This window comes from Erythrobacter sanguineus, from assembly GCF_900143235.1.
In the GTDB taxonomy this organism is placed as follows: domain Bacteria; phylum Pseudomonadota; class Alphaproteobacteria; order Sphingomonadales; family Sphingomonadaceae; genus Erythrobacter; species Erythrobacter sanguineus.
The window spans coordinates 1-13,354 of sequence record NZ_FRDF01000004.1 but is presented as its reverse complement, the minus strand read 5'-3'; the positions used below and the strand labels follow the sequence as shown (position 1 = coordinate 13,354).

Annotated in this window: 17 protein-coding genes and 1 pseudogene; 11 read left to right on the top strand and 7 right to left on the bottom strand. The window is 65.6% G+C overall.

The features are described 5' to 3' along the window. The first annotated feature begins 15 nt into the window (after positions 1–15). Entirely contained in the window at positions 16–780 is a 765-nt protein-coding gene (locus BUA05_RS03695) for a TlyA family RNA methyltransferase (protein WP_072673326.1), read from the top strand. 125 nt (positions 781–905) lie between these two features. On the opposite strand, the gene BUA05_RS14685 is transcribed toward BUA05_RS03695, so the two are convergent. After that, positions 906–1,115, bottom strand: a complete 210-nt coding sequence (locus BUA05_RS14685; protein ID WP_178139135.1) for a hypothetical protein — start codon at positions 1,113–1,115, stop codon at positions 906–908. Between the two features lie 325 nt (positions 1,116–1,440). Between BUA05_RS14685 and BUA05_RS03685 the strand changes: the two genes are divergently transcribed. The 5 genes from BUA05_RS03685 to BUA05_RS03665 all read left to right on the top strand — a co-directional run bounded on the left by BUA05_RS03685 (position 1,441) and on the right by BUA05_RS03665 (position 5,218). Further along, the gene (locus BUA05_RS03685) at positions 1,441–1,989 is read left to right on the top strand and encodes a TspO/MBR family protein (RefSeq protein ID WP_072673325.1); all 549 of its coding nucleotides are present in this window, start codon (positions 1,441–1,443) and stop codon (positions 1,987–1,989) included. Positions 1,990–2,171: 182 nt separating this feature from the next. Continuing rightward, positions 2,172–2,423 carry an accessory factor UbiK family protein gene (locus BUA05_RS03680; RefSeq protein WP_072673324.1) on the top strand — a complete coding sequence of 84 codons (252 nt, stop codon included), beginning with the start codon at positions 2,172–2,174 and terminating at the stop codon, positions 2,421–2,423. 15 nt (positions 2,424–2,438) lie between these two features. Beyond that, complete coding sequence (gene recO, locus BUA05_RS03675; RefSeq protein ID WP_072673323.1) at positions 2,439–3,038, top strand: DNA repair protein RecO; 600 nt, start codon at positions 2,439–2,441, stop codon at positions 3,036–3,038. 13 nt (positions 3,039–3,051) lie between these two features. Next, a complete protein-coding gene (gene leuB, locus BUA05_RS03670; RefSeq protein ID WP_072673322.1) occupies positions 3,052–4,110 on the top strand; it encodes a 3-isopropylmalate dehydrogenase in 1,059 nt (352 codons plus the stop codon). 4 nt (positions 4,111–4,114) lie between these two features. Then, a complete protein-coding gene (locus BUA05_RS03665) occupies positions 4,115–5,218 on the top strand; it encodes a glycosyltransferase (protein WP_086616503.1) in 1,104 nt (367 codons plus the stop codon). Between the two features lie 128 nt (positions 5,219–5,346). Here the strand turns inward: BUA05_RS03665 and BUA05_RS03660 are convergent, their stop codons facing one another. Continuing rightward, a complete protein-coding gene (locus BUA05_RS03660; protein ID WP_072673320.1) occupies positions 5,347–6,693 on the bottom strand; it encodes a phospholipid carrier-dependent glycosyltransferase in 1,347 nt (448 codons plus the stop codon). 42 nt (positions 6,694–6,735) lie between these two features. Then, a complete protein-coding gene (locus tag BUA05_RS03655; RefSeq protein ID WP_072673319.1) occupies positions 6,736–7,143 on the bottom strand; it encodes a hypothetical protein in 408 nt (135 codons plus the stop codon). Between the two features lie 101 nt (positions 7,144–7,244). Here BUA05_RS03655 and BUA05_RS03650 point away from each other — a divergent pair, with 101 nt between their 5' ends. From BUA05_RS03650 to BUA05_RS03640, 3 genes are read left to right on the top strand one after another with little or no spacing between them, the layout of a single operon-like run. Continuing rightward, positions 7,245–7,778, top strand: coding sequence for a TetR/AcrR family transcriptional regulator (locus BUA05_RS03650; protein ID WP_072673318.1), 534 nt, complete (start codon positions 7,245–7,247; stop codon positions 7,776–7,778). A gap of 10 nt (positions 7,779–7,788) precedes the next feature. Further along, a complete protein-coding gene (locus tag BUA05_RS03645) occupies positions 7,789–9,006 on the top strand; it encodes a trans-sulfuration enzyme family protein (RefSeq protein WP_072673317.1) in 1,218 nt (405 codons plus the stop codon). 10 nt (positions 9,007–9,016) lie between these two features. Then, positions 9,017–9,622, top strand: coding sequence for a 2-hydroxychromene-2-carboxylate isomerase (locus BUA05_RS03640; RefSeq protein WP_072673316.1), 606 nt, complete (start codon positions 9,017–9,019; stop codon positions 9,620–9,622). A gap of 125 nt (positions 9,623–9,747) precedes the next feature. On the opposite strand, the pseudogene BUA05_RS03635 reads toward BUA05_RS03640, so the two are convergent. Beyond that, a pseudogene (locus tag BUA05_RS03635) lies at positions 9,748–10,005 on the bottom strand (GIY-YIG nuclease family protein); the annotation flags it as partial. 165 nt (positions 10,006–10,170) lie between these two features. Continuing rightward, positions 10,171–10,833: a M15 family metallopeptidase gene (locus tag BUA05_RS03630; RefSeq protein ID WP_072673315.1), complete on the bottom strand. Its 663-nt coding sequence runs from the start codon at positions 10,831–10,833 to the stop codon at positions 10,171–10,173. 218 nt (positions 10,834–11,051) lie between these two features. Here BUA05_RS03630 and apaG point away from each other — a divergent pair, with 218 nt between their 5' ends. Further along, on the top strand, positions 11,052–11,465 hold the full coding sequence (gene apaG, locus BUA05_RS03625) for a Co2+/Mg2+ efflux protein ApaG (protein WP_072673314.1): 414 nt from the start codon (positions 11,052–11,054) through the stop codon (positions 11,463–11,465). A gap of 39 nt (positions 11,466–11,504) precedes the next feature. Continuing rightward, positions 11,505–12,305 (top strand): LysR family transcriptional regulator, encoded by an 801-nt coding sequence (locus tag BUA05_RS03620; protein ID WP_072673313.1) that lies wholly within the window; start codon positions 11,505–11,507, stop codon positions 12,303–12,305. Between the two features lie 123 nt (positions 12,306–12,428). Here the strand turns inward: BUA05_RS03620 and BUA05_RS03615 are convergent, their stop codons facing one another. Together BUA05_RS03615 and BUA05_RS03610 are read right to left on the bottom strand one after the other, a co-directional pair. Continuing rightward, positions 12,429–13,019, bottom strand: coding sequence for a hypothetical protein (locus BUA05_RS03615; protein ID WP_143150252.1), 591 nt, complete (start codon positions 13,017–13,019; stop codon positions 12,429–12,431). Further along, a partial coding sequence (locus tag BUA05_RS03610) for a transposase (protein ID WP_178139134.1) occupies positions 13,016–13,354 on the bottom strand: 339 nt, incomplete at its 5' end. The genes BUA05_RS03615 and BUA05_RS03610, both read right to left, overlap by 4 nt.

Below are 13,354 nucleotides of genomic sequence, written 5' to 3'. Positions count from 1 at the left end.
GAGCGGCTCTTGTCCATGCCCGATCATCCATCCCGCCCTGCCAAGCCTGCAAAACGCCGCGTCGATCAGCTGCTGGTTGATCGCGGCCTCGCCGAAAGCCGTGCGCGGGCGCAGGCGCTGGTGATGGCGGGGCTGGTGTTTGCGGGCGAGACCAAGATCGAGAAGCCGGGGCATCAACTGCCGGAGGATGCGAGCCTCGACGTGCGCGGGCGCGATCATCCGTGGGTCAGCCGCGGCGGGATCAAGCTGGCCCACGCGATTGAACATTTCGGGCTCGACCCGGCAGGCGCTGTGGCGATGGATATCGGATCATCGACCGGCGGATTCACCGATGTGCTGTTACAGAAAGGCGCGGACCATGTGTTCGCCGTGGACAGCGGCACCAACCAGCTGGCGTGGAAATTGCGCGAAGACCCGCGCGTCACGGTGCTGGAACAGACCAGCGCGCGCATCCTGACCCCTGCGATGATCGATCACCCCTGCAATTGGGTGGTGTGCGATGCCAGCTTCATCGGCTTGGCCAAGGTGCTCGAACGCCCGCTGGAATTGGCCGCGCCGCAATGCCAGTTGGTCGCGCTGATCAAACCGCAATTCGAAGTCGGGCGCGAAGAAGTGGGCAAGGGCGGGGTGGTGCGCGACCCGGCGCTGCACAGCCGGGTCTGCGATGCGGTTCACCAATGGCTTGAAGGGCTGGGCTGGGCTGTTTCAGGCCTTGTCGAAAGCCCGATCACCGGGCCGCAAGGCAATGTGGAATTCCTGATCAGCGCCCGGTGCGGCTGAGCCTGCATCCCGCAAAAAGACCTGTATCGCGCAAAAGAAAAGACCGGCAGCGACCTGATGGTCACTGCCGGCCTGTTTCTGTGCGTCGTCCGGTGTTTCACACCGGAACCGGCAAAAGCTGGCGATTACTCGGCAGCAGCTTCTTCAGCCGGGGCTTCTTCAGCAGCAGCTTCTTCAGCCATCGCTTCGCCTTCAGCCGGGGCTTCTTCAGCCATGGCTTCTTCGGCAACGGCGGTTTCGTCAGCGGTGGTGTCGGCTTCTTCGGCGGCCGGCGAACAGGCGACGGTGGCAACGGCGAGGCCGGCGACGGCGATCAGTGCAGAAAACTTCTTCATGATAATTCCCCTATATGGCCGAATGGACGGCCCGTGATAAACGGAAGCGCGCGGGTCTGATACCTTCCTGCCGCCACCACGCTTCCGAATCGCGGCAGGAATGTGGCATGGCCTAGCAGAGGGATATGGCATGGCCCAAGCCTTTCATTGAATTTCCTGTTCGGACAGCAAGCTTGCCGTCCGCCGTGTGAACATGTGGTTCATTGCGGGTCAGATTCCCGCGCCGGGTTTGGCGCTGGTGCGCGGCTCTGGTATCGGAGCCGTCGACGGGCGGGCGCGTCAGAATCGTTTGTGCGCTGGTACTGCGCCGGTACAGGGAGACCAAATGAATATCCTTGCTTCCAAAGCGCAATTGCGCGCGAGTTTTCTGCGCTGGGCGCTGTTCCTGGTGCCGTTGATACTGCTGATCGGCTTTGCCGCGGGGCAATTGGGCGGGCCGGACACGCCATGGTTTGCAGGTCTTGCCAAGCCGGCGATCTACCCGCCGCCCGCCGCCTTCGGGATTGTGTGGAGCATCCTGTTCGTGATGATCGGCCTGTCGCTGGCGCTGGTGGCAAGCGCCTGGGGCGCACCGGGGCGGGCGCTGGCGCTGGGCGTGTTCGCGCTGCATTTCATCGGCACGCAGGCCTGGACTGCGGTGTTTTTCGGCATGCAGGACATGACCGCAGGCCTTGCGGTGCTGGGTTATGGCGTGGTCAGCCTGCTCGTTGCTCTGCCGCTGATCTGGCGGGTGCGCCGCAATGCCGGGCTGCTGCTGCTGCCCTATCTGGCATGGCTGTGCTTTGCGAGCGCGCTGAATTACCAGTTCATCGCCGCCAACCCCGACGGCGGCCAACGCGGCGGCAGCGGAGCGGAAACGCGGGTCGAGTTGTAGGGCGCGCATTCGGTCGTGCGCTTTTCGGACGGCGAAGTCGTCCGCGAGGCCGACCGGCCGCCCGCAGCGACGCGCCTGAAGGGCGCATGAGCGAGGATTTCGCATCGCGGATGCGATGCGGAACACAAAGACGCTCGAGGAGGGTGCTTGCACTTTCGTGCAAGCACCCCCAAAAAGAAAGAATGCAAAGCCAGAACCCGATCATCGCCGACCTCGTTAAACTCGCCAACAGTGCCGCCGGAACGATGGCGGGCATGTCCCGCGAGGCGCGCGAATCCGCGCGCGAGCGGCTGCGTGAGGCGATGGGCGGGATCGATTTCGTTTCCCGCGAGGAATTTGACACGGTCAAGGCCATGGCCCGGAAAGCGCGTGAACAGGCCGATGCGCTTGAGGCGAAGGTCGCCGCGCTGGAAGCCAGGCTCCCCAAGAAGTAACCGGCCCGCGCGCGCATGAACTTGCGCAGCATCGCCGTTCTGCTCGCCAGCCGTCAGCAGGGTGAAACGGGTGCGATTGCGCGGCTGATGACCGCTGAATACGGCCTTGTCGCCGCCTATGTCGCGGGCGGACGCGGGCGGCAGATGCGCGCGGTGATGGTGCCGGGTAATCGCGTCGCGCTGGAATTGACAACGCGTTCGGCCAGCCAGCTGCCCTTTGCCCGGCTGGAACTCGAACATTCGCGCGCTGCCTTGATGACCGAGCCATTGCCGGCCGCCGCGATCCAGTGGGCCTGCGCGCTTACCGCCGCAGCTTTGCCCGAACGTTACCGCGCCCCTGCGCTTTACCAAGCGCTGGAGGCGCTGCTTGATGCGATTGCGGTGGCCCCTTCGGCGCGCGGCTGGGTGAGCGGGCTGATCGCCTATGAAACCATGTTGCTGGGCGAAATGGGATATGGCGGCGACCGCCCTGATCCGGGCGCTGATCTGCCCGCCCAGCTCAAGGCGCTTGGCCAGCTTGAGGCACCTCTGGCGAACTCGCTGCTTGCAGGGCGAAAGGGCGATGTTATGGCCGCCCGAAGGCTGCTGACAGAGCGGCTCCAACGCATGGCCTGAAAGACAGCTACTTATGAAGATTGCAATCCTGCCCGGCGACGGGATCGGCCCCGAAGTCACGCGCGAAGCGGTGGCGGTGCTTGAATGCCTGGCGCTGCCGGGCCTGACCCTGTTCGAAGGCGATGTCGGCGGCATCGCCTATAAGCGTCACGGCCATCCCTTGCCGGACGAGACGCTGGACATGGCGCGCGCCGCGGATGCCATCCTGTTCGGCGCGGTGGGAGATCCCACCTGCGATGCGCTGGAACGCCATTTGCGGCCCGAGCAGGCGATCCTTGGCTTGCGCAAGCATCTTGGCCTGTTCGCCAACCTGCGCCCGGCGCGCGTGTTTGCGGGGCTGGAGCATCTTTCGCCGCTGCGCGCGGATATTGCCGCCAGCCTTGATATGCTGATCGTGCGCGAGCTGACCGGCGATGTCTATTTTGGCGCGAAGGGCCGGCGGGTGAGCGAGACGGGTGAGCATGAGGGGTGGGATTCGATGTCCTATTGCGACAGCGAGGTGCGCCGCATCGCCCATGTCGCCTTCCGCGCCGCAGCAGCGGGCGGGCATCTGCTGACCAGCGTCGACAAGGCCAATGTGCTGGAAACCAGCCAGTTGTGGCGCGACGTGGTGATCGAGGTGGCGGCGGATTATCCCGCGGTCGAACTTGATCACATGTATGTCGATAATGCGGCGATGCAGGTGGTGAGCCACCCGGATCGGTTTGGCGTGGTGCTGACGGGTAACCTGTTCGGAGACATTCTGTCCGATCTGGCAAGCGCGGCGGTCGGCTCCATCGGCCTCTTGCCAAGCGCGTCGCTGGGTGAGCGCGAAACCGCGTTCGGCACCTTTGGCCTCTATGAACCGATCCACGGCAGCGCGCCCGATATCGCCGGGCAGGGCAAGGCCAACCCGATGGCAACGATCCTGTCTGCGGCGATGATGCTGCGCCATTCCTTTGGCCGCGATGCCGAGGCCGGGCGGATCGAGAATGCCGTGTCAGCTGCGCTGGCCGATGGTGTCCTCGGCGGCGATCTTGGCGGCAGCCACGGCACGGCGGCGATCGGCGAGGCGGTGCGCGCGCGCCTGTGATGTGATGGCGCTGGACCTCGCGATCATCCTGCCGACCCTGAACGAGCGCGGCAATCTTGCCCCGCTGGTGGAACGGATTGCGGCAGCGATGGGGGATGTGGGCTGGGAGGTCATCATTGTCGATGACGACAGCCGCGATGGCACCGCCGAGGAAGCCCGCGCGCTGGCACTGGGCGATCCGCGCATCAGGGTGATTCAGCGGATCGGACGGCGCGGGCTGGCAAGCGCCGCGATCGAGGGGTTCTGCGCCACGGCTGCGCCTTTTGTGGCGGTGATGGACGCTGACCATCAGCATGATCCTGCGCTGCTGCCCGCGATGCTGGCGTCGCTGCAGGCGCAAGCGGCGGAGATTTGCGTTGCCAGCCGCTTCGTCCCCGGTGCCAGCACTGCCGACTGGGCCGCGCCTGAACGTGAGCGGTTGTCCGCCTTGGCCAACCGCGTCGCGCGGCGGCTGACGGGGGTGGAACTAACCGACCCGATGAGCGGCTATTTCATGCTGGAAACCGCGCGCGCCCGCGCGCTGGTGCCGCGCCTTTCAGGGATCGGGTTCAAGATCCTGCTCGATCTGCTGGCGACCGCGCCAAAGACCCTTGGCACGCCTATGCGGGTCAAGGAATTCCCCCTCCAATTCGCCGCCCGGCGCGAAGGGACAAGCAAGCTCGACCGTGCGGTATTGTTCGATTTCCTCGCCGGGCTTTATGACAAGACGCTGGGGCAGGTGATCCCCACCCGCTTCGCGCTGTTCGGCACGGTTGGCGGGCTGGGCGTGATCGTGCATTTTGCCGTGCTGTCTGCGCTATTGTTCGTGCTTGGCGAAGGCTTTGCGCTGGCGCAGACCGCAGCAGTGCTGGTGGCGATGAGCTTCAATTTCTGGCTCAACAACTGGCTGACCTATCGTGACAAGCGGCTGAAGGGCTGGAGCGCGGTGCTGCGCGGCTGGCTGGGCTTCTGCGCCACCTGCGCGGTGGGAGCCTTCGCCAATGTCGCGGTGGCGACATTCCTTGAAGGGCGGGGCCTGTTCTGGGCGCTCGCCGCGCTGGCGGGGATCGTGGTGGGGTCGGTCTGGAACTACGCCCTGTCGAGCCGTTTTGTGTGGGGGCGTTTTTGATGGGCGTTCAATTCACGGCGATTTTCGGTCGCGAAGCGACCGCAAGGCCGACCGGCCGCCCGCAGCGACGCGGCCTTCAGGCCGTATGAGCGAGGATTTCGCGCGCCGGAGGCGTGCGGAACACAAATTCACCGCCACCCTGCCAGCCAGGTCCATTTCGCGAAACTCGCCGCGCCTTCCAGCGGCGCTGCGGCGAGCACCTTGTAGAACAGCGCGAACAGCCCTGCCGATCCCGCCAGCATGCCCCATGCCAGCCAGCGGCCCAGTCTCTGGCCCAAGCCCGCCCGCCGCAGGTCGGACAGCGACAGTGCCAGCGCGGCCAGCAGGAAGAAGTGCGGCACGAAATAGTGGTAGTAGAACTGCACCGGCTTGGGCGCGATCAGCCACAGGCCCAGCGCCGCGCCATAACCGATCACCACCGCCAGCTTCGTCCAGTCGCCGCGCCATGCGCCGCTCGCCAGACACCACGCCAGCGCGGGCAGGCCTGCCAGCATGGTCAGCGGATTGCCGATCAGCAAGACCCCGCGCTGCGACCCGTCGATCACCTCGTATAGATACCAGATCCCGCGCGTGTTGAGCAGCCATTGCGGCCACGTGCTCTGGTAATTATGCGGCGTGATCACCTGCTGTTGCAGGCTCAGGATCTCGCGGTGAAAACCGATCAGCCCGGCTTCTGCAAGCGGCGATGGGCGCAGATAGCCCCCCAGCCACCAACCCGGCGCGAAGGTGAGAGCATAGGCCAGCAGCGGCACAATCCCGAGCCACACGAACGCCTCGACCAGCGTGATTCCTGGCACCGGTGCGCCCCGGCGGCTCATGAACAGACGCCGCCGTCCGGCCGAAAGCCGCGCCGCGAAAAAGGCCAGCCCCGGCAGCATGGCGAGGGGAATCGCGTTCCATTTTGCCCCCATCGCGCAGCCCAGCGCCAGCCCGGTGAGCGCCAGCCGCCAGCGGCCCTTTTCCGGCTGCGCGCAAGCTCCGGCGAATTGCCACGCCGCAACCGCCAGAAAGGCGGCCATGAAGATATCGAGCATGGTGATGCGCGATTGCACGAACAGGTGGAAACCCGTGGCCAGCAGCACTCCGAAGGCGATGGTGGCGAACCGATCTTCGCTGGCATGCCACAGCGCCCGCATGCCCGCGAACAGCACCAGCGTGCCGCAGGCCAGCGGCATGATCCGCCAGCCCAGCGGATTGTCGCCCAGCAGCGCCATGCCGACTGCGATCAACTCCTTGCCCAGCAACGGATGTTCGCGATTGAGATAGGTGCCGGACCCGGTCTCCATCAACGCCAGCAATTCGCGCGCGGCGGGCAGATAGTGAACCTCGTCGAAGAACGGGATTGAAGGGATCGCCAGTCGCCAGCCCGCCAGCAACGCGTAAAGCCCGGTCAGCGCCAGACACCATGCCAGCGGGTCGCGCGGGTGAACCGGCGCGGCGGTGTCGGGCGGGGAGAGATCGCGCGCCTCGGCCATGCGGCTGCGATTAGGCAGCGGCAGAGCCTTGGGCAAGCGGGATTATGCCGCTGTCTCGGCCCCCGCGCGTTCGATCCAGAACAGCCGCGCGCACATCGCCAGCAATCCGATGCTGGCGGTGGCGACCACAAACAGCGTCCACAGGGGCAGGTTCATCCCTGCGGCCCGCGCACGCGGCGCAATCAGGAACAGCGCGATGGTGAGGGAAATCAGCAGATCCAACCAGACCTGCACACCCCACAGGTTGCCGGTGTGGTTGACGATCACCGGCACCACCCCCTCGACCGCGATGGTGACAGCGGTAAAGGCGGCAAACCCCGCGCACAGCATCGCTGCAAGCGCCGGGCTGCCGATCGGTTTGTCCTTGGCGACAATCCAGCCGATGGCGACCAGTGCAACGACAAGCCCGCCCACGAACAGGCCGAGAAATGGGGTGAGTGCTGGTTCCATGGCGCGAATCTCCGAAGCATGTAGCGAGTGCTACGCCCGCTTGTAGCTAATCGTAGCACTTGCTACAAGACGTCATGCCACTCGCTCCGAAAAAACCCCCGATGTCGAAAGAAAGCCTGCTGCCACTCCTCGCACGGCACGTGCTCGCCCATGGTCTGGGGCAGGCCAGCCTGCGTCCGCTCGCCAAGGCCGCGGGGACGAGCGACCGGATGCTGATCTATCATTTCGGCACCAAGGAAGCGCTTTTGGCCGATCTGCTGGGCTTTGTGGCCGGCACCTATGCGCAAGCGCTCGATGCGGCGCTGGGCGGCGAGCGGGCAGGAACAAGGGGACAGGCGCTGGCGCGGATCCTTGCCCATGCCCAAAGCGAGGCAATGCAACCCTTCATGGCGCTGTGGTGGGAAATCGTCGCGGGAGCCGCACGCGGGCTGACCGGCTTTGCCCTGGCAGCGCAGGCGATCATGAGCGAATTGCTCGGCTGGCTGGAAACGCAGATGCCCGAGCGCGACCCCGACCCGCGCGGCGGCGCGCGTTATCTGCTCGCCCTGATCGAAGGCACTCTGATGCTCGATGCGGTTGGCCATGGCGAAACGGCGCGTGAAGGCCTGCTTGCGAGCGGGCTTTCACCAGCCTAAGCAGCGCGGCATGAAGAAGACCACCGGAATGGATCGCGCCGCCACCCAGAACTGGCGCCCCGCCACCAGGGCGCTGCGCGGCGGCACCTGGCGCAGCGAACATGGCGAGACCAGCGAGGCGCTGTTCCTCACCTCGGGCTATACCTATGACGACGCCCAGACCGTCGCCGACCGGTTTGCGGGCGAGGCCGAGGGCATGACCTATTCACGCCTCCAGAACCCGACCGTCGCCATGCTGGAAGAACGCATTGCGTTGATGGAAGGGGCGGAGGCCTGCCGCGCACAGGCAAGCGGGATGGCGGCGATGACGGCGGCGCTCCTGTGTCAGCTCAAGACCGGCGATCACGTGGTCGCCGCGCGCGCCGCCTTTGGATCGTGCCGCTGGCTGTGCGACCAATTGCTGCCCAAGTTCGGGATCGACGTCACCATCATCGACAGCGCCGACAACGCCGCGTGGGAGGCCGCGATCCGGCCCAATACCCGCGTGTTCTTCTTCGAAACGCCGGCCAATCCCACGCTTGATATCGTCGATCTGGCCCATGTCTGCGGCCTCGCCCGCGCGCATGGCATCACCACCGTGGTGGACAACGCCTTTGCCTCGCCGGTCTTGCAGCGTCCGATGGAATTTGGCGCGGACGTGGTGGCTTACAGCGCGACCAAGCTGATGGATGGGCAGGGCCGCGTGCTGGCGGGCGCGATTTGCGGATCGAAACAGTGGATCGATGAAGTGCTGATGCCGTTCCAGCGCAACACCGGCCCGACGCTGTCGGCGTTCAATGCGTGGGTGGTGCTGAAAGGCCTCGAAACGCTACCCTTGCGCGCTTTCAAGCAGTCCGAGCAGGCCGTGGCGCTGGGCCGGTTCCTTGAACCGCGCGTGATGGCGGCGGGCGGCCACCTGCTCCACCCCGGCTTGCCAAGCCACCCGCGCCACGCGCTGGCATCCGCGCAGATGGATGCGACGGGGCCGATTTTCGCGCTGGATGTCGGCACCCGCGCACGGGCCTTCTCGCTGCTCGATGCGCTGCAACTGATCGATATCTCGAACAATATCGGCGATGCGCGCAGTCTGATGTGCCACCCGGCCTCGACCACCCACGCGAACATGGGCGACGAGGCGCGTGCGGCGATGGGCGTGACCGAAGGGCTTTTGCGGATCAATGTCGGCCTCGAAGATATTGCCGATCTTACCGAAGACATGGACCGGGCGCTTGGCGCTGCCGGGATTTGAAGGACGACACATGACCAAGCGCATTGAACTCGTCTTCGATTTCGTCTCCCCCAACGCCTATCTGATCTGGTGGCCGCTGCGGGAAATTGCCGCGCGCCACGGGGCCGAGATCGACGTTGTCCCCGTGTTCCTCGCCGGGATGCACAAGCTCACCGGCAATGCCCCGCCGATGATCCGCGATGGCGAGGTCAAGGGCAAGAACGCCTATGCCCAGCTGGAAATGGACCGCTTCATCGCGAAGCACGGGTTGACGAAATATCGCCTGCACCCGCATTTCCCGTTCAATTCGATCACCTTGCAGCGGATGCTTGCAGCAGCCTGCGAAGACGGGCGCGGGGCGGATTTCGTCGAGGCGCTGCTGGCGCCGATCTGGGAGGATGGGCTGGACGTGTTCGACCCGCAAGCGATCGGCGCGGTGCTGGGGGCTGCGGGTTTCGATGCTGCCGATCTGTACGCCCGCGCGCAGACCGACGCGGTCAAACAGGCGCTCGCCGCCAACACCGATGCGGTGGTCGAACGCGGCGCCTTCGGGATACCCACGATGTGGGTGGGAGACGCAATGTTCTTCGGCAAGGAGCGGTTGGGCCAGATCGAGGAGTTGCTCGACGAGGGGTGAGGGCGAGGGCGAGGACTCGGCGGCAGCTTTCGGGTTTGCACAAAGTCGGTGCTCATGACCGATTGTGGGTGGTTTTCTGCCCTTTTCGTCATCCCAGCGAAAGCTGGGATCGCTTTCGGTCGTTTGATCTGCTCGAAAAGGTCACCCCATTCAGGGTTGCTCTTTTCAATCTGCTCGATCTTCCATGCACGCTTCCATGCCTTCATCGCTTTTTCTCGGGTGATGGCGTCCGCGATCTCGGCATGAGGCTCCGCGTAGACCAGTCGGTCAAGTCCATAACGACGGCAGAAGGCGGAACCCTTGCCTTGCTTGTGTTGCATGATCCGCGCGGGCAGGTCGGCGGTGACGCCGATATACAGCACGCCGCCGCGTTTGTTGGTCATGATGTAGACCCAGCCGCCGATTGCCGTGAGCTAGCACGCGGGCGAGAGCGATCCCAGCTTTCGCTGGGATGACGGTAAAGTCCGTTCCGGGGTCGCTTGCTGAACGTCCGCAATTACACCGTCAGGTTTGTAAACGGACTTTCTTTTGCGCCGCCCGCAAAACCTTCATCCCGCCGTCACATCCTCCAGCGGCACGTCCATGATCGGGTAAAGCCGCCAATCGGCCCAGTCGTAGTGCCACCATTCATTGGCGAGCGGCACGAAGCCTTCGGCCACCATCCAGCCTTCCAGCATGCGGCTGGCGGCCAGCGCCTCTGGCGGGGCGGCGGTGTTGCTGCGATAGGCGGCCGGGGTGAAATCGTCGTAGGGGCTGGGCATCGCCACCTCCGCGCCATCGCGGTGCAGCGACAGGTCGAGCGAACAGCCGCGATTGTGGCGCGATCCGCTGGCCGGGTCGGCGACGAATTCGCGTTTGTCGGGCGGGGTTTCGTCCCACATCATCTTGGTGATGCGCCACGGGCGATAGGCGTCGAAGATCAGGAGGCCATAGCCTGCCGCCTCGGCGTGGGTCTGCACCCGCACAAGCGCCTCGGCCACCGGGCGCTGCGCCACCGCGCGGGGCAGCGGGTAGAGCACCCGGCCCATGAAATTGGCAGGCGTGGCATAGCGGATATCGAACCGCAGGCGCGGATCGAACCGGGCAAGGTCGACCAGATCGGGCCGCGCCGTCGCCGCAGGATCGACCGGCATGGCAAGGCTCGCCCCGCCGCGCCCGGCACAGCCCGCGACAAGCCCCGTCAGCGCCGCTCCGCCGATACCCCGCAGCATCGCGCGGCGTGTCAGCCCAATCTTTGCTGCGGCTGGATAGCAATGCAAACCTGTCACTCCTCTTTGCGCCGACCCATACCATGCCCGCTCGCGGGGCGGCAGGCGAGCCATCGGGCCGGTTGCAGCGCCGGAATCTTGCCACCCAGCGGGATACAGGGTGGATTAACCGCGTTGAGCCTCTTGTGACCCTGCACAGAATCGCTACGTTGAGGCCCGATATGAAAGAGCTCTTCCAGCACGCCGCCACCACCGATGGGGTTACCGTCCGGGTGGCCGTCAACTACCTGCCCGAACAGTCTCACCCAGAGGCGGGCAAGTGGTTCTGGGTCTATCATATCCGCATCGAGAACGGCAGCCATGAACCCCTGCGCCTGCGCACCCGCCACTGGCGCATCACCGACGGGCGCGGGATGGTGAACCACGTCGATGGCGAAGGCGTGGTGGGCGAACAGCCGCTGCTCGACCCGGGGCAGAGCCATGATTATGTCTCGGGCTGCCCGCTGACGACGCCGTTCGGATCGATGGAGGGGTTCTACACCTTCACCCGCGCCGATGGTTCGCCGCTTGAGGTGCGGATCCCGTTCTTCCCCCTGTCCGCGCCCGAAACGGCCGAGGGTCGCCAGCCGCGCTGAGCCTTGCCCTGAGCCGCTGGCGGGCCTAATCCCCGTCGCGTGAAGCGCACCCATCTCCCCCTCAATGCCCTGCGCGTGTTCGACGCGGCGGCGCGGCATCTGTCGTTCACCCGCGCGGCGGATGAACTCGCCGTCACCCCTGCCGCGGTCGGCCAGCAGATCCGCGCGCTGGAGGATGTGCTGGGCGTCGTCCTGTTCCGCCGCACGTCCAAGGGGCTGGAACTCACCCCGGAAGGGCTGGCCGGGCTTGATCCCTTGCGCGAAGGTTTCCTCAGGTTCGAGGAAAGCGTCGATGCGATGCAGGCCGGGCAGGCGTCCGACCGCTACACCATCGCTGTCCCGCGCGAATTCTACGCCGAATGGCTCGCGCCGCGTCTGGCGAAGTTTCAGGCGGGAACGCCCGGCGTGCAGTACATCCTCGCGCCCGACGAACACGCCGATTTCACCGAGGCGAACCTCGATCTCGCCATCCGGCTGGTCGATGGGCCGGGCGAGCTTGAGGGCGTGCAGCTTGCCCCGCCGATGCGCGTCACCGTCGCCGTGCCGGAGAGCCGCGCCAATGACTCTGGGCCGTGGATCGACTGGCCCGGTATGCCGCTTCCGCAAGGCATCACCCCCTGCATCAAGGCGGGAAGCCCCGGACAGGCGCTGGCTTCGGCGGTGGCGGGGATGGGGCGCACGGTCCTGCCGCTGGCGCTGGCCGAAGCGGCGATTGCGCGCGGCAGCCTGATGGTGCTGGACGGGCCGGAGCCTGCCATCCGCACCTACTGGCTGCTCGCCCCCCCGCCGCAATGGCGCGCCAAGAAGGTGCGGGCGCTGGTGGGGTTTCTCAGTTCCTGAGGAGCGCACCTGCCTGCGCGGGCGCGCTTTCCTCGTGTTTTTGTGTTCCGCACGCCATCCGGCGCGCGAAATCCTCGCGCCTTCGGCGCTGCGGGTGCGGGCCTGCGGCCCGTGACAGCGCTTTCAGGTGAGGTCGTCTTCTTCGTCGGAGTAACCCGCTTCGCTTAGCACGTCGGCTCGGATCTGTTCGTAGAGCCAGTGGCCGGGCCCGACATCGCGCGCGTCGACATATTGCGCGTGGCGGTGGCGGATCACGAAGGCGAGCATTGAATTGACGCGCGGGTTGGAGAAGCCTTCGGCCAGCGCGCGCTCGATCGCGCAATCCTCCAGCCGCAGCACCCCCCATTCGAGCGCCTCGTCCCATGCGGCCGCAAAGCCCTCCGCGCCCGGTTGCTGGCGCAGCTTGTAAAGCGCCTCGAGCGAGCGCCCGATATGGATTGCCGCCGCCTTGACGATGCCGGTCTCGGCGAGCCGCGCAACAAAGGCGCGCTGGAGATCGGGCGTGATCGAATTGCGGCGCGGTTGCTTGTGGCGAAAAGGCGGGAAGTCGAGCAGCGGATCGGTGTCGGATATGACCGCCGGTTCGAACTCCCACGCGACCTCGGAGGTGGCCTGGCGCGGGATCTTGCGCTTGTTGCGCTTGATGGGGGCGGGGGTTTCGTCGGAGAGCATGGGGGAGGGGTGGCAGGGTTTATACCAACCTGTATAGATCATGACCCATGTGCCCAGTTGCGGCGGCCGATGGTCATGATGCGCCAAGGCTGGTCGATGAGCTTGTTCCAGGCCTCGCAGCAGTGGTCGACGATGTTGTCGTAGGACTTGAAGACCCTGTTCGATAGCCAGTTGTCGCGCATGAACTGCCATATGTTCTCGACCGGGTTGAGCTCGGGGCACTTGGCGGGCAGCGCGATTATGCTGATGTTGCCGGGGATCTCAAGCTTGCCGGTGGTGTGCCATCCGGCCTGATCCATCAGCACGACCGCGTGAGCCCCGGGCGCGACAGCGAGCGATATCTCGGCCAGGTGCAGTGCCATGGTCTCGGTGTTGCA

Bases quoted from the DNA above. Each gene is read 5' to 3' on its own strand.
- apaG (WP_072673314.1), top strand. From the start codon at position 11,052: ATGAAAGAGCTCTTCCAGCACGCCGCCACCACCGATGGGGTTACCGTC.
- BUA05_RS03640 (WP_072673316.1), top strand. From the start codon at position 9,017: ATGACCAAGCGCATTGAACTCGTCTTCGATTTCGTCTCCCCCAACGCC.
- BUA05_RS03650 (WP_072673318.1), top strand. From the start codon at position 7,245: ATGTCGAAAGAAAGCCTGCTGCCACTCCTCGCACGGCACGTGCTCGCC.
- BUA05_RS03655 (WP_072673319.1), bottom strand. From the start codon at position 7,143: ATGGAACCAGCACTCACCCCATTTCTCGGCCTGTTCGTGGGCGGGCTT.
- BUA05_RS03630 (WP_072673315.1), bottom strand. From the start codon at position 10,833: ATGCTGCGGGGTATCGGCGGAGCGGCGCTGACGGGGCTTGTCGCGGGC.
- BUA05_RS03680 (WP_072673324.1), top strand. From the start codon at position 2,172: ATGCAAAGCCAGAACCCGATCATCGCCGACCTCGTTAAACTCGCCAAC.
- BUA05_RS03665 (WP_086616503.1), top strand. From the start codon at position 4,115: ATGGCGCTGGACCTCGCGATCATCCTGCCGACCCTGAACGAGCGCGGC.
- recO (WP_072673323.1), top strand. From the start codon at position 2,439: ATGAACTTGCGCAGCATCGCCGTTCTGCTCGCCAGCCGTCAGCAGGGT.
- BUA05_RS03615 (WP_143150252.1), bottom strand. From the start codon at position 13,019: ATGATCTATACAGGTTGGTATAAACCCTGCCACCCCTCCCCCATGCTC.
- BUA05_RS03695 (WP_072673326.1), top strand. From the start codon at position 16: ATGCCCGATCATCCATCCCGCCCTGCCAAGCCTGCAAAACGCCGCGTC.
- BUA05_RS03645 (WP_072673317.1), top strand. From the start codon at position 7,789: ATGAAGAAGACCACCGGAATGGATCGCGCCGCCACCCAGAACTGGCGC.
- BUA05_RS14685 (WP_178139135.1), bottom strand. From the start codon at position 1,115: ATGAAGAAGTTTTCTGCACTGATCGCCGTCGCCGGCCTCGCCGTTGCC.
- BUA05_RS03660 (WP_072673320.1), bottom strand. From the start codon at position 6,693: ATGGCCGAGGCGCGCGATCTCTCCCCGCCCGACACCGCCGCGCCGGTT.
- BUA05_RS03685 (WP_072673325.1), top strand. From the start codon at position 1,441: ATGAATATCCTTGCTTCCAAAGCGCAATTGCGCGCGAGTTTTCTGCGC.
- leuB (WP_072673322.1), top strand. From the start codon at position 3,052: ATGAAGATTGCAATCCTGCCCGGCGACGGGATCGGCCCCGAAGTCACG.